The 20,104-nt window shown below is 74.2% G+C and carries 21 protein-coding genes and 1 other RNA gene; 10 read left to right on the top strand and 12 right to left on the bottom strand.

What is annotated here, in order from left to right:
* Positions 1 to 27: 27 nt before the first annotated feature.
* The gene (locus ACFYUS_RS33685) at positions 28 to 795 is read right to left on the bottom strand and encodes a bifunctional DNA primase/polymerase (RefSeq protein ID WP_388860950.1); all 768 of its coding nucleotides are present in this window, start codon (positions 793 to 795) and stop codon (positions 28 to 30) included.
* A 93-nt stretch (positions 796 to 888) separates the two neighbouring features.
* Positions 889 to 1,542, bottom strand: a complete 654-nt coding sequence (locus ACFYUS_RS33680; RefSeq protein ID WP_388860947.1) for a TetR/AcrR family transcriptional regulator — start codon at positions 1,540 to 1,542, stop codon at positions 889 to 891.
* A gap of 153 nt (positions 1,543 to 1,695) precedes the next feature.
* Between ACFYUS_RS33680 and ddaH the strand changes: the two genes are divergently transcribed.
* On the top strand, positions 1,696 to 2,526 hold the full coding sequence (gene ddaH / locus ACFYUS_RS33675) for a dimethylargininase (protein WP_388860944.1): 831 nt from the start codon (positions 1,696 to 1,698) through the stop codon (positions 2,524 to 2,526).
* Here ddaH and ACFYUS_RS33670 read toward each other — a convergent pair.
* Entirely contained in the window at positions 2,523 to 3,509 is a 987-nt protein-coding gene (locus tag ACFYUS_RS33670; RefSeq protein ID WP_388860941.1) for a small ribosomal subunit Rsm22 family protein, read from the bottom strand. The genes ddaH and ACFYUS_RS33670 overlap by 4 nt on opposite strands.
* Positions 3,510 to 3,518: 9 nt before the next feature.
* Positions 3,519 to 4,802, bottom strand: a complete 1,284-nt coding sequence (locus ACFYUS_RS33665) for a Bcr/CflA family multidrug efflux MFS transporter (protein ID WP_388861161.1) — start codon at positions 4,800 to 4,802, stop codon at positions 3,519 to 3,521.
* 92 nt (positions 4,803 to 4,894) lie between these two features.
* On the opposite strand from ACFYUS_RS33665, the gene ACFYUS_RS33660 reads away from it, so the two are divergent.
* Complete coding sequence (locus ACFYUS_RS33660; RefSeq protein WP_388860938.1) at positions 4,895 to 5,890, top strand: Gfo/Idh/MocA family protein; 996 nt, start codon at positions 4,895 to 4,897, stop codon at positions 5,888 to 5,890.
* Here ACFYUS_RS33660 and ACFYUS_RS33655 read toward each other — a convergent pair.
* A complete protein-coding gene (locus ACFYUS_RS33655) occupies positions 5,877 to 7,508 on the bottom strand; it encodes an alkaline phosphatase D family protein (RefSeq protein WP_388860935.1) in 1,632 nt (543 codons plus the stop codon). The genes ACFYUS_RS33660 and ACFYUS_RS33655 overlap by 14 nt on opposite strands.
* 102 nt (positions 7,509 to 7,610) lie before the next feature.
* Here ACFYUS_RS33655 and ACFYUS_RS33650 point away from each other — a divergent pair, with 102 nt between their 5' ends.
* A complete protein-coding gene (locus ACFYUS_RS33650; protein ID WP_388860932.1) occupies positions 7,611 to 8,387 on the top strand; it encodes an SDR family oxidoreductase in 777 nt (258 codons plus the stop codon).
* 28 nt (positions 8,388 to 8,415) lie between these two features.
* Here ACFYUS_RS33650 and ACFYUS_RS33645 read toward each other — a convergent pair whose 3' ends face one another.
* The 3 genes from ACFYUS_RS33645 to ACFYUS_RS33635 form a co-directional block, all read right to left on the bottom strand.
* Complete coding sequence (locus tag ACFYUS_RS33645) at positions 8,416 to 8,739, bottom strand: nuclear transport factor 2 family protein (protein ID WP_388860929.1); 324 nt, start codon at positions 8,737 to 8,739, stop codon at positions 8,416 to 8,418.
* 78 nt (positions 8,740 to 8,817) lie between these two features.
* The gene (locus ACFYUS_RS33640) at positions 8,818 to 9,852 is read right to left on the bottom strand and encodes an excalibur calcium-binding domain-containing protein (RefSeq protein WP_388860926.1); all 1,035 of its coding nucleotides are present in this window, start codon (positions 9,850 to 9,852) and stop codon (positions 8,818 to 8,820) included.
* An 85-nt stretch (positions 9,853 to 9,937) separates the two neighbouring features.
* Complete coding sequence (locus ACFYUS_RS33635) at positions 9,938 to 10,399, bottom strand: VOC family protein (protein WP_388860923.1); 462 nt, start codon at positions 10,397 to 10,399, stop codon at positions 9,938 to 9,940.
* A gap of 141 nt (positions 10,400 to 10,540) precedes the next feature.
* On the opposite strand from ACFYUS_RS33635, the gene ACFYUS_RS33630 reads away from it, so the two are divergent.
* A complete protein-coding gene (locus ACFYUS_RS33630; protein WP_388860920.1) occupies positions 10,541 to 11,038 on the top strand; it encodes a DUF1203 domain-containing protein in 498 nt (165 codons plus the stop codon).
* Between the two features lie 10 nt (positions 11,039 to 11,048).
* Here the strand turns inward: ACFYUS_RS33630 and ACFYUS_RS33625 are convergent, their stop codons facing one another.
* Positions 11,049 to 12,281, bottom strand: coding sequence for a serine hydrolase domain-containing protein (locus ACFYUS_RS33625; RefSeq protein WP_388860917.1), 1,233 nt, complete (start codon positions 12,279 to 12,281; stop codon positions 11,049 to 11,051).
* Positions 12,282 to 12,526: 245 nt separating this feature from the next.
* Here ACFYUS_RS33625 and ACFYUS_RS33620 point away from each other — a divergent pair, with 245 nt between their 5' ends.
* Complete coding sequence (locus ACFYUS_RS33620) at positions 12,527 to 13,684, top strand: sensor histidine kinase (RefSeq protein ID WP_388860914.1); 1,158 nt, start codon at positions 12,527 to 12,529, stop codon at positions 13,682 to 13,684.
* Entirely contained in the window at positions 13,675 to 14,334 is a 660-nt protein-coding gene (locus ACFYUS_RS33615) for a response regulator (protein WP_388860911.1), read from the top strand. Before ACFYUS_RS33620 ends, ACFYUS_RS33615 begins: the two co-directional genes overlap by 10 nt.
* 44 nt (positions 14,335 to 14,378) lie before the next feature.
* Here ACFYUS_RS33615 and rnpB read toward each other — a convergent pair.
* Positions 14,379 to 14,777, bottom strand: an RNA gene (rnpB, locus tag ACFYUS_RS33610) — RNase P RNA component class A.
* A 78-nt stretch (positions 14,778 to 14,855) separates the two neighbouring features.
* Between rnpB and ACFYUS_RS33605 the strand changes: the two genes are divergently transcribed.
* Together ACFYUS_RS33605 and ACFYUS_RS33600 are read left to right on the top strand one after the other, a co-directional pair.
* The gene (locus ACFYUS_RS33605) at positions 14,856 to 15,626 is read left to right on the top strand and encodes a MerR family transcriptional regulator (RefSeq protein ID WP_388860908.1); all 771 of its coding nucleotides are present in this window, start codon (positions 14,856 to 14,858) and stop codon (positions 15,624 to 15,626) included.
* Positions 15,623 to 16,258, top strand: coding sequence for a hypothetical protein (locus ACFYUS_RS33600; protein ID WP_388860905.1), 636 nt, complete (start codon positions 15,623 to 15,625; stop codon positions 16,256 to 16,258). The genes ACFYUS_RS33605 and ACFYUS_RS33600 overlap by 4 nt, the downstream gene beginning before the upstream one ends.
* Here the strand turns inward: ACFYUS_RS33600 and ACFYUS_RS33595 are convergent.
* Positions 16,203 to 17,645 carry an RNB domain-containing ribonuclease gene (locus ACFYUS_RS33595; RefSeq protein WP_388860902.1) on the bottom strand — a complete coding sequence of 481 codons (1,443 nt, stop codon included), beginning with the start codon at positions 17,643 to 17,645 and terminating at the stop codon, positions 16,203 to 16,205. The genes ACFYUS_RS33600 and ACFYUS_RS33595 overlap by 56 nt on opposite strands.
* 95 nt (positions 17,646 to 17,740) lie before the next feature.
* On the opposite strand from ACFYUS_RS33595, the gene yaaA reads away from it, so the two are divergent.
* Both yaaA and eda read left to right on the top strand, forming a co-directional pair.
* Positions 17,741 to 18,508, top strand: a complete 768-nt coding sequence (gene yaaA, locus ACFYUS_RS33590; RefSeq protein ID WP_388860899.1) for a peroxide stress protein YaaA — start codon at positions 17,741 to 17,743, stop codon at positions 18,506 to 18,508.
* Between the two features lie 99 nt (positions 18,509 to 18,607).
* Positions 18,608 to 19,252, top strand: coding sequence for a bifunctional 4-hydroxy-2-oxoglutarate aldolase/2-dehydro-3-deoxy-phosphogluconate aldolase (eda, locus tag ACFYUS_RS33585; RefSeq protein WP_388860896.1), 645 nt, complete (start codon positions 18,608 to 18,610; stop codon positions 19,250 to 19,252).
* On the opposite strand, the gene ACFYUS_RS33580 is transcribed toward eda, so the two are convergent.
* Positions 19,242 to 20,075 carry a GNAT family N-acetyltransferase gene (locus ACFYUS_RS33580; protein WP_388860893.1) on the bottom strand — a complete coding sequence of 278 codons (834 nt, stop codon included), beginning with the start codon at positions 20,073 to 20,075 and terminating at the stop codon, positions 19,242 to 19,244. The two genes, eda and ACFYUS_RS33580, sit on opposite strands and share 11 nt — an antisense overlap.
* Positions 20,076 to 20,104: the final 29 nt, after the last annotated feature.

The following is a 20,104-nucleotide window of genomic DNA, read 5'->3' as shown; positions in this document are numbered from 1 at the left end:
GCGGGGCGGCGGCCGGTCCGGTGCGGATCAGCGCGTCAGCGGCCAGGCGATCTCGTGGGCCGGGTGTTCTCCGTCGCGGTCGGCCGCGTGGCGGGCGCAGGCGTCCTGGAGGGCTTCGAGGAGGTTCAGCGGGTCGGGGAGCGGGTGCTCGGGGCCGCGGAGCCAGGTGACGACGGGGTGGGCGTCCTCGTCGCCGGGGAGGCGGGCCGGGGGGACGAGGACGTAGCTGCCGCGGCAGTGCCAGCGCAGCCCCGGGTGCTCGTCCATCGTCTCGGGGTGGCAGTCCAGCTCACACGGCCACCACTCGTCCTCGTCCTCGGGGGTGCCGCGGGTGGCGGTGAAGAAGAACATCCGTCCGCCGTCGCCGATGGCGTCGGCGGCCTCGGAGACCGGGCCGACCTCGACGCCCTCGGCGAGGAGCCGCTCCAGGGCGGCGCGGCCGGCGGCCAGCGGGACGTCGAGGACGTCGTGGACCATGCCGGTGGCGGTGATGAAGTTCGCCCGCGGCTCGTTGCGGGCCCAGCGCTCGATCTGGGCGCGGTCGGTGGTCGACTGCGTCTGCCAGGCGAAGGAGACGGGGTGCCGGGCGGGGGTGGGACAGCCGATCCGCTCACAGGAACAGCTGTAGCCGACGGGGTACGCGGCGGGGGCCAGGGGCAGCCCGGCGGCGGCGGTGGCCAGGAGCAGCTTCTCGCGGTCGTTCTCGACCTCGGCCGCGGTGCGTCTGGGGCGCCTGCGCAGCCACTGTGCGAGTTTGCTCTCCGTGCCGCGGTAGCGGCCGATGCCGTCGCCCATCTATCCCCTCACACCTCATGCTCGCCCGTTCGGCTCTGCCCATGGTCCCACCATCCTGCGCTCCGGGTGACCGGAGTGCGGAACCGGGGTTGGTCACACCGTCCGGGAGCGGGGGGCGAGGCCGCGCAGGGCGAGATCGACGAGGGTGTCGGCGTAGGCGTGGGTGAGCGGCAGGGTGCGGTGGATCCACCGGTGGTGGAGCGGTCCGACGAGGAGCTCGACGGCGACGCGGGGGTCCACGTCCGGGTCGATGTCGCCCTTGGTCTGGGCGGCCCGGATGCGGCGGACGTAGTACTGGAGCTGGGGTTCGAGCAGGGCCTCGGTGAAGCGGGCGCCGAGCTCGGGGTCGACGACGCCCTCGGCGGCGAGGGCGCGGGTGGGGCCGTCGAAGGCGGGGTCGGTCAGCTCGTCGACGGTGGCGCGCAGGACGTGCTTGAGGTCGGCGGCGAGGTCTCCGGTGTCGGGGATCTCACTGTCGGCGTCACCGCTCAGCGTCTCGTTCGCGCGGGCGGCCAGGTCGAGGAAGGCGTCGAGGAGGACGGCCGCCTTGGAGGGCCACCAGCGGTAGATGGTCTGCTTGCCGACGCCGGCGCGGGCGGCGATGCCCTCGATGGTGGTCTTCGCGTAGCCGGTCTCGGAGACGAGGGCGAGGGCGGCGTCGAAGATGGCGCGGCGGGAGCGCTCGCTGCGGCGGGAGGCGTCGGGGGCGGCCTTGGCGGGCCTGGGCGCGGACACGGGATCGGACATGGGCACAATCTAGCAGCGGGCGAGACGAGACGTCTCGCCACTCGAACGGCTTCGAACCACCCGAACGGTCCACAGCGCGAAGGCCGACGAGAGCGGACCATGGGGTCCTCCGATCGTCCACCGATCACCGACCGCCCCCGTGAGGAGCCTTCATTGCGCCCCACTCCGCGCACGTCCTCGCCCCGCCGTTATCTGATGTGCCCACCCACGCACTTCACGGTGACGTACTCCATCAACCCCTGGATGGACCCCACGAAACCGGTCGACCTGCCGCTCGCCCTCGCCCAGTGGGAGGACCTGCGCGACCGCTACCGCTCGCTCGGCCACACCGTGGAGCTCCTGGAACCCGAACCGGCGCTGCCGGACATGGTCTTCGCGGCGAACGGCGCGACGGTCGTCGAGGGCCGGGTCCTCGGCGCGAAGTTCGCCCACGCGGAGCGCGCGGACGAGGCCGCGGCCCACCTGTCCTGGTTCCGCGGGAACGGTTGGGCGGACGACGCCGTGCGGGTCCCGGAGCACGTGAACGAGGGCGAGGGCGACTTCGCCGTCACCGCCTCCTGGATCCTCGCGGGACGCGGCTTCCGCTCCAGCCCGCTCTCCCACGACGAGGCGCAGGAGTTCTTCGGCCGCCCGGTGATCGGCCTGGAGCTGGTGGACCCGCGCTACTACCACCTGGACACGGCGCTGTGCGTCCTGGACGACGCCCGGGACGAGGTCATGTACTACCCGGACGCCTTCTCCCCCGGCAGCCGCGCGGTGCTCGCCCGGCTCTTCCCCGACGCCCTGATCGCGACCGGCGAGGACGCGGCGGCCCTCGGCCTCAACGCGGTCAGCGACGGTCGGCACGTCCTGCTCCCGCAGACCGCGGTGGGCCTCTTCGGCCCCCTCCGCGCCCGCGGCTTCGAACCGCTCGGCATGGACCTGGGCGAGCTCCTCAAGGGCGGCGGCAGCGTGAAGTGCTGCACCCAGGAGCTGCGCCCCTAGTCCTCGTCCTCCGGCGGCCAGGCGTCGCCCCACTCCGCGTCACGGGCCTGCTTGTACAGGGGCCCGTGCCGCTTGGTGACCGTGTCGCGGCCGAGGCCCTCGGGCCCGCAGAGCTCCAGGAGGACCTGGCCCTTGCGGATCTGCGGCCTGCGGATGATGCGGGAGGGCACCGGGGTCACCGGGAACCGGACGGCGACGACGTACGCGTACTTCTCGTCCTCGTACGGCAGCGAGCCGCCCTTCACCTTCCGGTGCAGCGAGGAGCGGCTGACCCGGGCGGAGAAGTGGCACCAGTCCGTGCCGGGCACGATCGGGCAGGCCCCGCTGTGCGGGCAGGGCGCGGCGACCGTGAAACCGGCGTCGACCAGCTGCGTACGGGCCGCGATGATCCGCTCGTAGCCGTCGGGGGTGCCGGGCTCGACGATCACGACGGCCTGCGCGGCGCGGGCCGCCTCGGTGACGAGCGCGGTCCGGTCGGCCTCGGTCAGTTCCTTGAGGACGTACGAGACGGTGACGAGGTCGGCCTCGGCCAGGCGCAGCGCGCCGCCGATCCGCTCGCGCCGCCACTCGGCGTCGAAGACCCCGGCGGCCAGCTCGCGGCCGAGCGCGAGGGCGGGCTCCGCCCAGTCGAGGACGGTGGTGCGGGGCGGCTCCTCGCCCCAGGCCTCGGCGACGGCCCAGCTCGCCGCGCCCGTGCCGCCGCCGACGTCGGTGTGGCCGCGCGGCTCCCAGTCGGGCGCCGCCTCCCGCAGGGCGTACAGGGCGCCCCGTACCGCCTCGAAGGTCGCCGGCATCCGGTACGCGGCGTACGCGGCGACGTCGGAGCGGTCGCGCAGCACGGGGGCGTCCGTCGGGGTGGTGCCCCGGTAGTTGGCGATCAGCCGCTCGACGGCCTGCGCCGCCCGGTTGGGCGGCAGCCCGTCGAGGAGTGCGGCGAGCGCGGCGCGCAGGGAGTCGGCGGAGGCGGAGGTGAGGGCGTTCACCGAGACAGTCTAGGCGCGCTCGCCGGGCCCGGGGTTCCGGCGGGCGCCGGGGCGGCACAGGAGCAGGAAGCAGGCGACGGCGAGGACGGCGCAGGTGAGCTGGACGACCGCCATGGGGACGGCGGTGTGCTCGCCGGCGATGCCGACGAGCGGGGAGGCGAGGGCGCCGATGAGGAAGGAGGAGGTGCCGAGGAGTGCGGAGGCGGAGCCCGCGGCGTGCGGGGTGCGCATCAGGGCCTGGGCGTTGGTGTTGGGCGTGGCCAGGCCCATCGCGGACATGAGGACGAAGAGTCCGGCGGCGACGGGGACGAGCCCGACGTCGCCGAGGACGCCGGTGGTCATGAGGGTGAGGGCGAGCGCGGCGAGCAGGAGGAGGCCGAGGCCGAAGCCGAGCGCCTTGTCGAGGCTGACGCGGCCGACGAGGAGCTTGCCGTTGATCTGGCCGACGGCGACGAGGCCGACGGAGTTGAGGCCGAAGAGCAGGCTGAAGGTCTGCGGGGAGGCGCCGTAGATCTCCTGGATCACGAACGGCGAGGCCGAGATGTAGGCGAAGAGGGCGGCGAAGGCGAGTCCGCCGGTCAGCATGTAGCCGGTGAAGACCCGGTCGGCGAGGAGCCCCCGCATGGTGCGCAGGGCCTGCCCGACGCCGCCCTCGTGCCGCCGCTCGGGCGGCAGGGTCTCGTGGAGGAAGCGCCAGACGACGAGGGTGAGCAGGACGCCGATCACGGTGAGGACGTGGAAGACGCCCCGCCAGTCGGTGAGCCGCAGGATCTGGCCGCCGATGACGGGGGCGATGATCGGGGCGGCACCGGAGATCAGCATCAGGGTGGAGAAGAAGCGGGCCATCTCGACGCCGTCGTACAGGTCGCGGACGACGGCGCGGGCGATGACGATGCCGGCGGCGCCGGCGAGGCCCTGGAGCAGCCGGAAGCCGATGAGGAGCTCGGCGGTGGGCGCGAGGGCGCAGACGGCGGTGGCGAGGACGTACACGGTCATGCCGATGAGCAGCGGGCGCCGGCGTCCCCACCTGTCGCTCATGGGGCCGACGACGAGCTGGCCGAGGGCCATGCCGGCGAGGCAGGCGGTGAGGGTGAGCTGCACGGTGGCGGCGGGGGCCCGCAGGGCGCCGGTGACCTCCGGGAGGGCCGGGAGGTACATGTCCATGGAGAGCGGGGGGAGGGCGGTGAGTCCGCCCAGGACGAGGGTGACGAGAAGCCCCGCCCGTCGGGTGGCGGCGGCCGGGGCGGGTTCGGCCATGGTTCCTTGAATCGTCTTCTGGCCGCTCTCCGGCATCGACTGCTCCATTTCGTTGAATCTTTACCTATGCTCTCAGTTCGACCGGTGTGGTCGAGACCTCTGTGGGTGGACGGGGACGGGTGGGGAAGATGAGTGACACGGTGCGCTGGGGAATCCTGGCGACGGGCGGCATCGCACAGCGGTTCACCACGGACCTGCTGGCGCTCGACGGCGCCGAGGTCGTCGCGGTGGCGTCCCGCACGGAGGCGTCGGCGAGCGCCTTCGCGGACCGGTTCGGGATTCCCCGGGCGTACGGGGAGTGGGCCGGGCTCTTCGCCGACGAGGACGTCGACGTGGTGTACGTGGCGACTCCGCACCACGCGCACCGCGCGGCGGCCGGCCTCGCCCTGGAGGCGGGCAAGGCGGTGCTCTGCGAGAAGGCTCTCACGCTCAACGCCCGCGAGGCGGAGGAACTGGTCGCTCTCGCCCGGGGCCGCGGGCTCTTCCTCATGGAGGCCATGTGGATGTACTGCCATCCGCTGATCCGCCGGATCGCGGAACTGGTCCGCGACGGGGCGATCGGCGAGGTCCGGACCGTCCAGGCGGACTTCGGGCTCCAGGGCCCCTTCGACGCCGGCCACCGGCTGCGGGACCCGGCCGTGGGCGGCGGGGCCCTGCTCGACCTGGGCGTCTACCCGGTGTCGTTCGCGCACCTGCTGCTCGGCGAACCGTCCACGGTCCACGCGCACGCGCTGCTCTCGCCGGAGGGCGTCGACCTGAACACGGGGATGCTGCTGGGCTGGGACTCGGGCGCCTCGGCGCTGCTGTCCTGCTCGCTGGAGGCGGACACGCCGCTGACGGCCTCGGTGACGGGCACGGAGGGCCGGATCGACATCCCGCGCGGCTTCTTCTTCCCCGAGCGGTTCGTCCTGCACCGCCACGGCCACGAGCCGGAGGAGTACGTGTCGACGGACGACCCGCTCTCCTTCCGGCACGAGGCCGCCGAGGTGACGCGCGCGCTCCGCGCGGGCGAGACGGAGTCCCCGCTCGTCCCCCTCGACGGCTCGCTCGCGGTGATGCGGACGCTCGACGCGGTACGGGACCGCGTCGGCGTCCGCTACCCGCAGGAGATCACGCCGGCTTGAGCCCCGGGTCGCCCGCCTCCGTCACGTAGGACGCGGCGGTGGTGACGGGAGCGCCCGGCCGGGTCACGTACGGCACCGTACGGAAGTCGGCGCGGGCGCTCTCCTCGCCGAGGGCGACCGTCACGTAGCCGCGCCGCCCGTTGAAGAACCGCAGGTGCGGGTTGGCCCGCATGAGCTTGTCGTAGTTCGAGGGCCGGTCGGCTCCGTCCTTGCCGCTGGTGATCGAGGTGGCGACGATCTCGGTGCCGACGGTCCGGGAGGCCGGGTCGCGGAAGTCGGCCTTGATGTCCAGGCCGTAGCCGACGTGGACGTCGCCGGTGAGCACCAGCAGGTTCTCGACGCCGGCGGCCTCCGCCCCCGCCAGGATCCGCTGCCGGGAGGCCGGATAGCCGTCCCAGGAGTCCATGGAGACCTTGAAGCCTGCGGTGGCGCGGTCACGGCGCTCGGAGAAGACGACCTGCTGCGGCAGCACGTTCCAGCGGGCGCCGGAGGCCTGCCAGCCGTCGAGCAGCCAGCGCTCCTGCGCGGCGCCGGTCAGGGTGCGCGCCGGGTCCTCGGACTCGGGCCCGGGGACCTGCCAGCCGTCCCCGTACGCCTGGTCGGAGCGGTACTGGCGGGTGTCGAGGATGTCGAACTGGGCGAGCCGCCCGAAGCGCAGCCGCCGGTACAGCCTCATGTCCGGGCCCTCGGGCAGCTGGGGGCGGCGCAGCGGCTGGTGCTCCCAGTACGCGCGGTAGGCGGCGGCGCGGCGGAGCAGGAACTCCTCCGGCGGGACGTCGTTCTCGGGGACGTCGCCCGCGTAGTTGTTCTCGGTCTCGTGGTCGTCCCAGGTGACGACGAAGGGGTGGGCGGCGTGCGCGGCGCGCAGGTCGGGGTCCGACTTGTAGAGCGCGTAGCGGAGCCGGTAGTCCTCCAGGGTGAGGGTCTCCCTGCCGAAGACGTCCGGGAGGGTCCGGTCGGTGTAGGCGCGGGCGCCGCCGGTGGCGTCGACGGCGTACTCGTACAGGTAGTCGCCGAGGTGGAAGACGACGTCGACGTCCTCGTCCGCGAGGTGGCGGTAGGCCGTGAAGTACCCGTCGTGGTAGGCCTGGCAGGACACGGCGGCGAGCTTCAGCCCGCTGTTCCGCGCGTCGGGGGCGGGGGCGGTGCGGGTCCGCCCCACCGGGCTGATCCAGTCGCCGGCCCGGAAGCGGTAGAAGAACACCCGGTCGGATTCGAGGTGCTCGACCTCGACGTGGACCGCGTGCCGGAACTCCGGGTGCGCGACGGCCAGGCCGCGCCGGACGATCCGGGTGAACCGCTCGTCACGGGCGAGCTCCCAGTGCACGGAGACCCGCTCGGCCGGCAGTCCGCCCTCGGGCTCGAAGGGGCGGGGCGCGAGCCGCGTCCAGAGCAGTACGGAGCCGGGCAGCGGGTCGCCGGAGGCGACGCCCAGGGTGAACGGGTCCTCCGTGACACGCCGGGCGTCGAGCTCGGCGGCGGCCGCGGCGCCGGCCGCGGGCAGCTGGGTGGCGAAGGCGAGCGCGGCGGCGGCGCCGGTGACGGTCAGGAACCGGCGGCGCCCGAAGTGGCGTGCGGCGGCGCGGAGTTCCTCGGAATGCTCCTGTACGTGGTTCATGTACCCCTCCCCAGACGGATGCTGTCCGTCCCTCATTCGAGGGGGACGGGGCGACTCCACCTTGTCGAGTACAGAACATCCACGTGTCGGACGGATGAGTTCATGGGGCACACGTCTCGCGTACGCTGCGCGCCCATGAGCATCGCAGTGGTGACGGGAGCCGGTTCGGGCATCGGCCGGAGCGTGGCGCTGGCCCTCGCGGCGGCCGGCTGGTCGGTGGCCCTCGCGGGCCGCAGGGCCGAGGCCCTGGAGGAGACGGCCGCGGCCCTCCCGGCCGGCGATTTCCTGCGCGTCCCGACGGACGTGACCTCGGAGGAGGAGGTCACCGCCCTCTTCGCGGCGGTACGGGACCGCTGGGGCCGGGTCGACCTGCTCTTCAACAACGCCGGCACGTTCGCGGGCGGCGGCGTCCCCGTCGAGGACCTGGACCCTGCGGTCTGGCGCTCGGTCGTCGACGTGAACCTGACGGGCGCCTTCCTCTGCGCCCAGGCGGCCTTCCGCGCCATGAAGGACCAGACCCCCCAGGGCGGCCGGATCATCAACAACGGCTCCATCTCGGCCCACGTGCCCCGCCCCCACTCGATCGCGTACACGGCGACGAAGCACGCGATGACGGGCCTCACCAAGTCCCTCTCGCTCGACGGACGCCCGTACCGGATCGCCTGCGGCCAGCTCGACATCGGCAACGCCGCCACGGACATGACGGCCCGCATGCGGACCGGCATCCTCCAGGCCAACGGCGAGACCGCGGTGGAACCGGTGATGGCCGCGGCGGACGTGGCCGCCACGGTGGTGCACATGGCCTCGCTCCCCCTGGAGGCGAACGTGCAGTTCGCCACGGTGATGGCGACGACGATGCCGTACATCGGCCGGGGCTAGCGCGCGCCCCGGCCGACGGCACGGGAGGTCAGGCCTGCCCGGTCTCGAACCGCGCGACCTTCCCGCCCTCGACGGTGAACCGCCAGGCGGTACGCATCGCTCCCCACGTGTCGTTGCGATAGGTGGCGACGAGCTCCCGGCCCCCGCCCGTCTCGCTCTCGACGTCCATGTGCCCGTTCGAGGAGAACACCTCACGGTCGAGCCAGTCCCCCACCTCCCGGTCGGACCCGTCGTCGGACATGGTCACACCGGGCGCCAGGAGCCCGAAGAGGGCCGACCGGTCGTTGGCGTTGAGGGCGGTGACGAAGTCGCGCACGGTCGGGTCACTGAGCTGATGCACGGGAATGGTCATGCCCCACCCGTACACCCGCGGGACTCCTGTCCCCGTGCGCCCCGGCCGCGAGGTCCCTCCGACAGCGGCCCGGAACCGTCAGGACCAGTCGCAGGCCTTGCCGTCGCCGTCGCGGTCGAGGCCGGAGCGGTAGCCGGGCTGGCCGGCGTAGATGGGGGCCTTGCCGGCGGCGCGGACGGCGTCGCAGTTCTTGTAGTAGGCGGAGCCGCCACCCCCGGAGCCGTCGGAGCCGCCGCTGCTTCCGCTGCCGTGGCGGTTCGGGTCCGGGTGCGGGTTCAGCTGGGCGTAGTCCTCGGAGGGGCAGGAGAGGCCGGGGCGGGCGAGGGAGAGGCGTACGGACATGTAGGCGGGCCGCTCGATGTCCTCACCGGCCTCCGGGTCCTGGAAGCAGATCCGCCAGTCGTCGTGACGGGCCGCCAGGTCGACGTCCGTGTACACGCTCGTGCCCCGGATCTCGGTGAGGCCCGCCTTGCGGAGCACCGCGGAGCCGGTCGCGAAGGTCTTGCCGACGACGTGCGGCACCTTGGGGAAGACGACGGCCTCGCCGTCGCGCGCCGGGCAGGGACTGCTCTTCTCGACGACGGCGAACTCGATGCGGGTCCGCCGTCCTTCGTCGGCGGTGACGGTCTCCCCGGCGACCGGCTCCTGGAAGCAGACCTTCCAGTTGCGGTCGACGAACTGCGCCTTGTCGTCCTCGGTGGCGTCGTGCGAACGCGCCCGGAAACCGGCCTCGTACGCGGCCTGCGACGCGGTCTCCAGGTTCTGGCCGGTGTAGTCGACGACGACCCGGCGCACGGTGGGGGTCGGCGTGGGGGTGTACGGGGTGTACGGGGTGTACGACGGGAACGCGTCGGCCTTCGGCGCGGCGTCGGCGACCGCGGGCTTGTCCGCCGGCGGGTCGCTCGTGCCCACGGTCACGAACCAGACGGCGGACAGCACGGTCGCGAGCACCTTGCGCCCCGGCGACCAGCGGCTCCGCCAGGCGAGGACGATCCCCAGGGGCGGCAGGAGGACCAGGCAGAGGACGATGACTCCGGGCCGCCGCCACCGCGACTCCCGTACCGGCCCCTGCCCCAGCCCCTGTCCCGGTCCCTTGTCCAGCGACACGCCCACCCGGCCCCGCCCCTCCCTGACGACATCTCAGCGCCACACAGGGTATGACCTGCGCTTTCACCGGACGCCGCCAGGGTGGGGCCGGTCAGTCGAGGCAGAACTCGTTGCCCTCGGGGTCGGTCATCACGATGTGCCCGGCGCTCATCGGCGGAACGGGCTCGAAGCGGCGCACCCGCTTCGCCCCGAGCCCCACGAGCCGGTCGCACTCGGCTTCGAGGGCCGCCATCCGCTCCTCCCCCTGGAGCCCGGGGGCGGCCCGGACGTCGAGGTGGACGCGGTTCTTGGCGACCTTGTCCTCGGGCACCCGCTGGAAGAACACCCGGGGGCCCCGCCCCTCCGGGTCCTCGATGGCCGACCGCGTGTTGCGCTGCTCCTCCGGTACGCCGATCCGGGCGAGGAACTCGTCCCAGGCGGCCAGCGGGTCGGCGCCCTCGGGCAACTCGACCCCGGGCGGCCCGGGGTGGACGTACTTCAGCGCGTCACGCCAGAAGGAGGACAGGGCCCGGGGGTCGTGGGCGTCGAAGGTGACCTGGAACTGACGGCTCATCGGAAGGCTCCGTTCGGTTCGTAGCGGTTCGCGTTGCGACCGTACCGAAGCCCACTGACAGTCGGCCCGCGGAACGCCCGGCCGAGCGCGGCGTCCGAATTGCGCCAGCGCCACGGTGCCGCCCCACGTGATCCTGACGCCATGAACACCTACTCCGCCCGCCCCATCGCCCCTTCCGCCCTCGACCGGCTGCGCGTCACCGACGACGCCGGCCGCGCCTGCGCGCCGTACACCGCCACCGACGGCGGCCATCCCCTCCGCTGCTGCCTGCGCCCGTCCGAGCCCGGCGAGCGGATCGCCCTCGTCTCGTACGCGCCGCTCCGCCGCTGGGCCGCCGAGAGCGGGGCCGAGCCCGGCGCGTACGACGAGCAGGGTCCCGTCTTCATCCACGCCGAGGACTGCGGCGGGCCCGCGCCCTCGGAGGCGTACCCCTTCTCCCGTGCGGGGGCGCTCCGCACCCTGCGCCGCTACGACGCGGGCGGGCGGATCATCGGCGGCCGCCTCCTGGAGCTGCCCGAGACCCCTGCCGAGGGCTTCGACCGGGCCTTCGCGGAGGCCTTCGCGGATCCGGCCGTCGCCCTGGTGCACGTCCGGGCCGTCGAGTACGGCTGCTTCCACTTCGAGGTCCGGCGCCCCTGACCCCCGAGGGCTACTCTCCCCGTCCGCACAGCGCGCGGTCGACGAGGTCGCTGGCGGCCTTCTGCTGCCGGATCGTCTTGTTCATGTCGTTGAAGCTGGTGGTCAGGGAGACGGTGACGGTGCGGCGGCCGTCGGCGGTGGCGCCGTTCAGGGTGATGTAGCCGGCCTCGCCGCCCTCGTGGCTCCAGTAGCCGCCGCCGCAGCTCAAGGGGCGTTCGACCAGGCCGAGGCCGTAGCGTCCGCCGGGCCAGAAGGTGTCGAAGGGCTTGGGGACCGGGACGGTGTGCTTCATCTCGGCCATCCGCGCCTCGGACAGCAGTTCGCCGCCCAGGAGTCCCTGGAGGAAGCGGTTGACGTCGGCCGTCGTGGAGACGTAGCCGCCGAGGTCGGGGACGATCTGCTCGGTGACGTCGACGCGTTCGCCGGTGGAGAAGACCTGGTAGCCGTCGGCGTGCGGGCTCCGGAGGGTGGACTCCGCGCCCGAGAGGTACGTGTGCCGCATGCCGAGCGGTTCCAGGATCCGGCTCTCGACCTCCTCCTGCCACGGGCGGCCGGCGACCTCGTCGACGATCATGCCGAGGACGACGTAGCCGGTGTTGGAGTAGCCCCAGCCGGTGCCGGGGGCGAAGTCCGGGTGGTGCCTCATCGCCCGGGCGACGATCTGTTCGGGCGTGTAGGTGTCGTGGCGGTGCTGCCGGTACTGCTGCGGGGTGTCGAAGCCGGGCAGGTCGTCGTGGAGGCCGCTGGTGTTCTGCAGGAGCTGACGGACGGTGATCTTCCGTCCGTCGTTGCCGTTTCCGGCGATCACTCCGGGCAGCCGGCTGTCCACCGTGTCGTCCAGCGACAGCTTGCCCTCGTCGACCAGTTGCAGGATCACCGTGGCCATGAGCGCCTTGCCGGTGCTGGCGATCCGGAAGTAGCCGTCGCGGGGCACCGGGCGGTTCGCGCCGGCGACGGCGACGCCGGCGGTGGCGACCAGGTCCCGGCCGGAGGCGGTGGTCACCCGCGCCTGGACGCCGGTGATCCCCAGCGCCCGGAGGGCCTCGGTGTCCCGGCTCAGGTCGGCCTGCCGGTAGCCGGACGCGGGCGGCGCGGACGCGCCGTCGGCGGGCTGGAGGGCGATGGCCGCCCCCACCGTGCCGAGTGCGGCCGCCGCGACGGCCAGCCACTTCCGGCCGATCCGGCGGTGGCGCTGCGGGGACGGGTGGCGCTGCGGCGCGGAGGCCGGGGTCGTGGATGTCATGGACGCCACGCTAGGGAGGCGCCCCTGCGCGCGTCGTTACCGCGCGTGGCCGCTCCCGGCCTACAGCCTGCTGTAGTGCCGCGGGGGCGACCGGCCCGTACAGTGACGCGCCGAGGGCCTGTCCGATCTTGATCCGCCGGACGGGCCGAGGGGCCGCTCCCGGCCCCGTACGACAACTCCCGTACGACAACTCCCGTACGACAGTTCCTGTACGACAGCTCCCGTACGACAGCGAGGACGGACCGGTGCACCGCGTGATCGGCGAGGCCCGCGCACGGTCGGTCGAGACCGGGCGCGGCGGACGCTACCTGCTCGACACCCTGATGACGGCGGCGGTCTCGCTCGTCGCGGCGCCGCTGCTGTGCGTGCCGTCGCTGGCGGCTCCCTGGGCGGAGCGCCAGCGCCGGCGGGCCGGGGCGCTGCTCGGCCGACCGGTGGAGCCGCGCCCGCGCGCCTCCCGCCGTGACCTCGCCTGGCTCGTGACGCAGGTGGTCCTCGGCCTGCCCGCGGGGGCCTTCGCCCTGCTGTGCCTGGGCAATCTGCTCCTCACGCTCGTCGTCACCGTGGGGTGGTGGGCCTTCCCCGCGGAGGATCCGCCCGGGCTGCTGCTGTCCGGCGCGCGCGTCGACGGCTGGGGTCCCGCGCTGACGCTCAACCTGGCGCAGTTCCTGCTCCTCGCGGTGCTGGCGGCCGTCGTCCTGCCGCCGCTCGCCCGGCTGCACGCGCGGTGCTGCCTGGCCGTCCTGGCGCCGTCCCCGGCGGACCGGCTGGCCGCGCGGGTCAGCGAACTGACCCGGACGCGGACGGACGTCCTCCAGGCGCACGGCGCGGAACTCCGCCGGATCGAACGCGACCTGCACGACGGCACCCAGGCCCGGCTCGTGGCCATCGCCATGCGGCTCGCGGTGGCCGGGGAGACCCTTCCGCGTGATCCGGACGCGGCCGGTGCCCTCGTGCGGCAGGCCCAGGCCGAGACCGAGGAGGCCATGACCGAGCTGCGTTCCGTCATCCGCACCATCTACCCCCCGGTCCTGGCCGACCAGGGTCTCGCCGGCGCGCTCGGCACCCTGGGCCCCCGGGCCGGCGTGCCGACCCGCATCGACGTCGGCGAGCTCGGCGAGGTCCCCGCCGCGGTCGAGGTGGTCGTCTACTTCGCCGTCACCGAGGCGCTGGCGAACATCGCCCGGCACAGCCGGGCCGCCAAGGCCGCCGTCCGCGTCGCCCGCGACGGCGCGACGCTGTCCGCACGGATCACCGACGACGGGGCCGGCGGGGCGGACGCGGCACGGGGCAGCGGTCTGGACGGAATCCGCCGCCGCGCCGCCGCCCTGGACGGCACCATGAAGATCAGCAGCCCGCCGGGCGGGCCGACCGTCATCACCGTGGAGCTGCCGTGCGCGTAGTCATCGCCGAGGACAACGTCCTGCTGGCCTCCGGGCTCGAACTCCTCCTGGGCTCCCAGGGCTTCGAGGTCGCCGCGATCGCCGGGGACGCCCCCGGCTTCCTCGCCGCCGTCGAGACCCATCGCCCGGACGTCACCATCGTCGACGTGCGGCTCCCCCCGGCCTTCCGCGACGAGGGGATCCGCGCCGCCCTCCAGGCCCGCCGCGACCACCCCGGGCTTCCCGTCCTCGTCCTGTCCCAGTACGTCGAGCAGGAGTACGCCGGCCGTCTCCTCTCCGACACCCGCGGCGGCATCGGCTACCTGCTCAAGGACCGGGTCAGCCGCATCGCCGAGTTCACCGACGCCCTGCGCCGCGTGGCCTCCGGCGGCACCGCGATGGACCCCGAGGTCATCGCCCAGCTCCTCGCCGTCCGCGGCGACCCCGTCGAGGCCCTCACCCCCCGCGAGCGCGAGGTCCTGGCGCTGATGGCCGAAGGCCACGACAACGCCGGCATCGCCCAGCGGCTCTTCGTCACCGACAACGCCGTCCACAAACACATCGGCGGCGTCTTCCTCAAGCTCGGCCTGTCCTCCGGCGACAGCGGCCACCGCAGGGTCCGCGCCGTCCTGGCCTACCTCCGCCACCACGGCGGCCCGGAGTCCGGTTGAGCCGTCGGGAAGGGGCCCCGGTGAGGGGTCTTCGCTGAAGGGGGCAGACGAGTCGGGCTGTACGCCGGGTTCTGTGCCCCGGGACCTCGCGGTCGTCGGGGCGACGGCCATCCATCTAGGACCGGCGTTGCCGCCGGCCTCCTGCGGTCTACCCGCGGACTCGGGCGAGCAGCCCTCGAACATCCGCGCAGGGACACCGGGGTGTCCCCTTTTGACCTTGCTCCGAGTGGGGTTTACCTAGCCGCCTGAGTCACCTCAGGCGCTGGTGGTCTCTTACACCACCGTTTCACCCTTACCGAGGACCGAGGTCCCCGGCGGTCTGTTTTCTGTGGCACTGTCCCGCGGGTCACCCCGGGTGGCCGTTAGCCACCACCCTGCTCTGTGGAGCCCGGACGTTCCTCGGGGAGATCCGAGGATCTCCACGCGGCCGTCCGCCCGGCTCGTCTGCCGTGCCGACCATGCTACCTGTCGCCGCCGGTCGTGCTTGACCCTGCCGCAGCGTCAGGGTTTCTACTGGGCGCATGAGGATCGGAGAGATCGCCGCGCTCGTCGGGGTGACCCCCCGGGCCGTGCGGCACTACCACCAGTCGGGGCTGCTGCCCGAGCCGGGGCGGCGGGCCAACGGGTACCGGGAGTACGGGGTCAGGGACGCCGTGCTGCTCGCCCGGATCCGGCGGCTGACCGAGCTGGGGCTCGGCCTCGACGAGGTGCGGGACGTGCTGGCGGACGACGAGGGGCGGGGGCTCGTGGAGGTCCTGGAGGAGCTGTCGGACGACCTGGCCCGTCAGGAGGCGGTGATCCGGGAGCGTCGGGAACGCCTCGCCCCGCTGCTCGCCGAGGCCCGCGCCGGCCGCCTGCCCGCCGAGGGCCCTCTCTCGCCGGAGCTGACGGCGCTGCTCGCGGGTCTCGGCGAGCAGTTCGGGTCCCCGATGGCGGCGAAGGACCGGGAGGTCCTCGCCCTCCTCGACACCGTCCTGCCCGAGGCGGAGCGGGCCCGGCTGATGGAGCTGATGCACGGGGCGGCGGGCAGCGCACGGGAGCTGTACGGCCTCCTGGACGCCCTCGCCGACGCGGAGCCGGACGACCCCCGGGTCGAGGGGGCGGCCCGGGCCCTGGCCGCCGTCCTGCCCGACGAGATGGCGGTGGAACTGCCGGCGGAGGGTGCCGGGGGCCTCGCCGACACGTTCTTCGCGGACCTCGCCCCGGCGCAGTCGGCGGCGCTGCGACGGGCGGTGGAGCTGGTGGCGGCTCGACGGACGGAGAGGACGGAGGAAGGGGTGGCGGACCGATGACGAGCACCGTGCGGCGGCCGGGCGAGGCCGTTCTGCGGCTGGTCGGGCACGAGCTGCGGCTCATGGTGAGCCTCGTGCGGTGGGTGGGGCGGCGGCCGGACGGGGTGGCGGGGGCGGGCGGGGTGTTTCCGTACGCCCGGGACCAGGCGGCGCTGATGTACGGCTTCGGGTTCGTGTGCGCGGTCGAGACGGTCGGCATGTCGTACCTGCTGGCCGACCGGCCCCTCGTCCACGCGGTCGTGCTCGTCCTCGACGTCTACACGGTGCTGTTCGTGCTCGGGCTGCACGCCGCCTCGGCGACCCGTCCGCACACGCTCACCGGGGGTGTCCTGCGGGTGCGGCAGGCCGCGCACGTCGATGTGCGCGTCCCGGTGGACCGGATCGCGGCCGTCCGGCGCGAGTCCCTCTTCTCGCACGAGAAGGGGGAGGGCGAGCTGAACCTCGCCGTCGGCTCGCAGACCTCCGTCACGATCGAGCTGACCGAGCCGGTCGACGCGCCCCGGCTGCTCGGCGCGCCCCGTCCCGTACGGCTGATCCGGCTGCACGCGGACGACCCCAGGGCCCTCGTCGACGCGCTCACGCGGGCGCGAACAGCACCTTCGCCGTCCCCGGGTCCGCTTCCGACAGTCTGACCCGCAGCCACTCCCCCAGCGGCAACTTCGCCTCGCCGCCCTCGATGCGAGCGACGACCGCCGGGTCCTCCAGGTGGACGGTGCCGACGGCCGGCTCGCGTTCCTTCACGTCGATGACGTACGCGTCGAAGATCTCGCCGACCCGTTCCTTCAGGAGCGCCGCCTCGACGATGTCGACGCTCTCGCGTTCGACGGTGTTGGCGCGGCGGGCGCCGCCGGCCATCTCGTCGGGGAGGGCGGGCAGCACGGCCCGTACCCACTCGGGCGGCTCGTCCCCGGCGACGGCCGCCACGCACAGCTCGCCCGCGTACCGGTCGACGAGGCGGCGCAGCGGCGCGGTGCAGTGGGTGTACTCGTCGGCGACGGCGGCGTGGACGGCCGGGGTGGGGACGTGGCCGTCGGTGAAGACGGTGTAGCCGGCGCCGCGCAGGAGGGTGGTGCACTCCTGGAGGAAGGCGGCGTGGCGGGGGTTGGCGGGGTCGGCGGAGCGGACGACGTCGGCGTACGAGACGTGGTGCGGCCAGTCGACGCCGAGGGCCTGGGCGGAGCGGCGCAGCCGGGCGACGGCGCCGTCGGGGGCGGTGGGGAGGGTGCGCAGGATGCCGGTGCCGGCGGCGGTCATGAGGTCGGCGGCGGCCATGCCGGTGAGCAGGGAGATCTGGGCGTTCCAGGCCTCGGCGGGGAGCGGGGCGCGGTATTCGAGGGTGTAGGTGTGGTCCCGCTCGACGATCTCCTGTTCGGGGACGTTGAGGGAGATCCCGCCGCGTTCGGCTTCGAGGGCCTCGCGGAGGCGGCCGATGTCCCGGAGGAGGGCGAGGGGTTCCTCCGCCGTGCCGTCGTCGATCTGCCGCTGCACGCCCGCGTAGTCGAGTCGGGCGCGGCTGCGGACGAGGGCGCGGCGGACGTCGGTGGCGACCCGCCGGCCGTCGGCGTCGAGGTCGATGCGCCAGAGGAGGGCGGGGCGGGGTTCGCCGGGGAGGAGGCTGGCGGCGCCCTCGGAGAGGACGGCGGGGTGGAGGGGGACCTTCTCGTCGGGGAAGTAGAGGGTGAGGACGCGCCGGTGGGCCTCGGCGTCGAGCGCGCCGCCGGGGGTGACGAAGGCGGCGACGTCGGCGATGGCGTAGTGGACGCGGTAGCCGCCGTCGGCCCGGCGGGCCAGGTGCATGGCCTGGTCGAGGTCGGTGGAGCCGGGCGGGTCGATGGTGAGGAAGGGGAGGTCGGTGGCGTCGTACGAGGGGAGCCGGGGGTTCTCGGCGGCGGCTTCGGCCTCGGCGAGGACGGCGGGCGGGAAGCCCTCGGGGATCGCGAGCCCGGTACGGAGTGCGCGCAGGGCGGCCCGCAGCGGAGCCTCGGCTGCGCCGGTCACGTGGATGTGGCGGCGGGGCATGGACCGAGCGTATGAGCTGGAGGGGGGTGCGGCACCTCGTAGGCTGGATGGCCGGGGCCGCACCCCCATCCCCGTACGGACGAAGGAGAACCACCGTGCTCGTGCTGTTGCCGCCCTCCGAAGGCAAGGCCTCCTCGGGGCGCGGGGCGCCGCTGAAGCCGGAGTCGCTGTCCCTGCCGGGGCTCGCGGAGGCGCGGGCGGCGGTCCTGGACGAGCTGGTCGAGCTGTGCGCCGCCGACGAGGAGAAGGCGCGCGAGGTGCTGGGCCTGAGCGAGGGGCTGCGCGGCGAGGTCGCGAAGAACGCGGAGCTGCGGACGGCGGGCGCGCGTCCGGCCGGGGAGATCTACACGGGCGTGCTGTACGACGCGCTGGGTCTGGCGACGCTCGACGGGGCGGCGCGGAAGCGGGCCGGGGACTCGCTGCTCGTGTTCTCGGGCCTGTGGGGCGCGGTGAAGGTGACGGACCGGATCCCGTCCTACCGCTGCTCGATGGGGATCAAGCTGCCGGGCCTCGGGGCGCTCGGCGCGCACTGGCGGGGCGCGATGGCCTCGGTGCTGCCGGAGGCGGCCGGGGACGGGCTCGTCCTGGACCTGCGCTCCTCGGCGTACGCGTCGGCGTGGAAGCCGAAGGGTGAGGTCGCGGCCCGGACGGCGACGGTGCGGGTGCTGCACGCGCCGACCCGGAAGGTGGTCAGCCACTTCAACAAGGCGACGAAGGGCCGGATCGTACGGAGCCTCCTGGAGGCGGGCGCGGAGCCGGGATCGCCGGCGGAGCTGGCGGAGACGCTGCGGGATCTGCGGTACGTGGTGGAGGAGGGCGGGAAGGCGGGGGCGCTCGACGTCCTCGTGGACGAGGTCCACTAGGGCCTGTCCGACCCCGATCCGCCGGACGGACCCCAGACCGCGTTGCGCCCTCCGCAACGCTCGTTGCGGGTGACGCTCGTGCTGGGCAGGATGACGCCCATGTCCTCGACGAGCGTGTTCGGCCTTGCCCCGACCGTCCCCGTGGTCCCCGTCGTCGTGATCGAGGACGCCGCCGACGCCGTGCCGCTGGCGCGGGCCCTGGTGGCGGGCGGGCTGCCGCTGATCGAGGTCACCCTGCGGACCCCGGCCGCGCTCGACGCCCTCCGCGCGGTCGCGGCCGAGGTGCCGGAGGCGGTCGTCGGCGCGGGCACCGTCGTCTCCGCGGCCGGGGTCGCCGACGCGGTGGGCGCCGGGGCGCGGTTCCTGGTCAGCCCGGGGTGGACCGAGCGGCTGCTCGGCGCGATGCGTGACTCGGGCGTGCCGTTCCTGCCGGGGGTGTCGACGGCCTCGGAGGTGGTGGCCCTCCTCGAACACGGCGTGCGGGACATGAAGTTCTTCCCGGCCGAGGCGGCGGGCGGCATCCCGTACCTCACGTCCCTCGCGGGCCCGCTCCCCCGGGCCCGCTTCTGCCCCACGGGCGGCATCTCCCCGGCCTCCGCCCCCGCCTACCTCGCCCTGTCGAACGTCGGCTGCGTCGGTGGTACGTGGATGCTGCCGCCGGACGCCCTCGCGGCCCGCGACTGGGCGCGGGTGGAGGCGCTGGCGCGCGGGGCGGCGGGGCTGCGGGCGCCGGTCAGCCCGTGAACGTCACGGTGAGGTGGTCGGTGACGGCCCGGTAGCCGAGGCGCTGGTACAGGGCGTTGCTGGTGGGGTTGGCCAGGTCCGTGAAGAGCAGGACCTGCGCGGTGCCCCCGTCGAGCGCGGCCCGGCTGACCGCCTCGGTGGCCCCGGCCGCGTACCCCCGGCCGCGCTCGGCGGGCGGGGTGTAGACGAGGTGGACGCGGGCCTGGCCCTCGATCGTGCGGGAGACGGCGGCCATCGAGACGGGGCGGCCGTCGGGTCCTTCCCAGAGCCACAGCCGTCCCTCGGAGACCCGCTCGGTGACGAAGCCGGTGTAGTCCTCGGCGGGCTCCTCGCCGATGGCCGCCACGAACTCCCTGGTCCAGGCGGCGACGAGCGGGACGTCGGCCCCGGCGGCGACCCTGGCGCGGCCCTCCGGGGCGGGGTCCGGCGGGGTCAGCTCGCCGAGCCGGAAGAGCCGCATGCGGGTGGTGGGCGCCCAGGGGCGTCCGGTGGCCTCCGCGTACGCCTCGACGGCGGCGGTCTCGCCGCGCACCTCCGTCGGCTCCTCGCCGCCGGGAAGTCCTCCGGGGAGTCCACCGGGGAGTCCTCCGGGGAGGGCGAGCGCGCGGGCCGCCTCCTCCGTCATGGCCCCGAGGGAGGGCGCGCCGGGCGGGGAGACGACGAGGACGCCGGTGACCCGGCCGTCCGCCTCCTCCCACCAGCCGAGCCGACCGGCCGTGTCCATCAGCGTGAGTACGGCGGTGTTGCGGGCGGCGTCGGCGACAAGGTGTTCTGCGGCGGCCGCCCGGAAGGCGGCGGGGCTGTCGGTGAAGGACCACGTCATGCGGGTGATGGTGGTACGGGGACGGGGCC

Source organism: Streptomyces sp. NPDC004284 (genome assembly GCF_042874035.1).
In the GTDB taxonomy this organism is placed as follows: domain Bacteria; phylum Actinomycetota; class Actinomycetes; order Streptomycetales; family Streptomycetaceae; genus Streptomyces.
This window is presented reverse-complemented; position numbering and strand designations above follow the sequence as displayed.

What these genes read in the sequence shown, in the direction of transcription:
- ACFYUS_RS33665 (WP_388861161.1), bottom strand. Translation starts at nt 4,802, where the DNA reads ATGCCGGAGAGCGGCCAGAAGACGATTCAAGGAACCATGGCCGAACCC.
- ACFYUS_RS33685 (WP_388860950.1), bottom strand. Translation starts at nt 795, where the DNA reads ATGGGCGACGGCATCGGCCGCTACCGCGGCACGGAGAGCAAACTCGCA.
- ACFYUS_RS33630 (WP_388860920.1), top strand. Translation starts at nt 10,541, where the DNA reads ATGAACACCTACTCCGCCCGCCCCATCGCCCCTTCCGCCCTCGACCGG.
- ACFYUS_RS33605 (WP_388860908.1), top strand. Translation starts at nt 14,856, where the DNA reads ATGAGGATCGGAGAGATCGCCGCGCTCGTCGGGGTGACCCCCCGGGCC.
- ACFYUS_RS33595 (WP_388860902.1), bottom strand. Translation starts at nt 17,645, where the DNA reads ATGCCCCGCCGCCACATCCACGTGACCGGCGCAGCCGAGGCTCCGCTG.
- ACFYUS_RS33635 (WP_388860923.1), bottom strand. Translation starts at nt 10,399, where the DNA reads ATGAGCCGTCAGTTCCAGGTCACCTTCGACGCCCACGACCCCCGGGCC.
- ACFYUS_RS33660 (WP_388860938.1), top strand. Translation starts at nt 4,895, where the DNA reads ATGAGTGACACGGTGCGCTGGGGAATCCTGGCGACGGGCGGCATCGCA.
- ACFYUS_RS33600 (WP_388860905.1), top strand. Translation starts at nt 15,623, where the DNA reads ATGACGAGCACCGTGCGGCGGCCGGGCGAGGCCGTTCTGCGGCTGGTC.
- eda (WP_388860896.1), top strand. Translation starts at nt 18,608, where the DNA reads ATGTCCTCGACGAGCGTGTTCGGCCTTGCCCCGACCGTCCCCGTGGTC.
- ACFYUS_RS33655 (WP_388860935.1), bottom strand. Translation starts at nt 7,508, where the DNA reads ATGAACCACGTACAGGAGCATTCCGAGGAACTCCGCGCCGCCGCACGC.
- ACFYUS_RS33650 (WP_388860932.1), top strand. Translation starts at nt 7,611, where the DNA reads ATGGGGCACACGTCTCGCGTACGCTGCGCGCCCATGAGCATCGCAGTG.
- ACFYUS_RS33645 (WP_388860929.1), bottom strand. Translation starts at nt 8,739, where the DNA reads ATGACCATTCCCGTGCATCAGCTCAGTGACCCGACCGTGCGCGACTTC.
- ACFYUS_RS33625 (WP_388860917.1), bottom strand. Translation starts at nt 12,281, where the DNA reads ATGACATCCACGACCCCGGCCTCCGCGCCGCAGCGCCACCCGTCCCCG.
- ACFYUS_RS33680 (WP_388860947.1), bottom strand. Translation starts at nt 1,542, where the DNA reads ATGTCCGATCCCGTGTCCGCGCCCAGGCCCGCCAAGGCCGCCCCCGAC.
- ACFYUS_RS33580 (WP_388860893.1), bottom strand. Translation starts at nt 20,075, where the DNA reads ATGACGTGGTCCTTCACCGACAGCCCCGCCGCCTTCCGGGCGGCCGCC.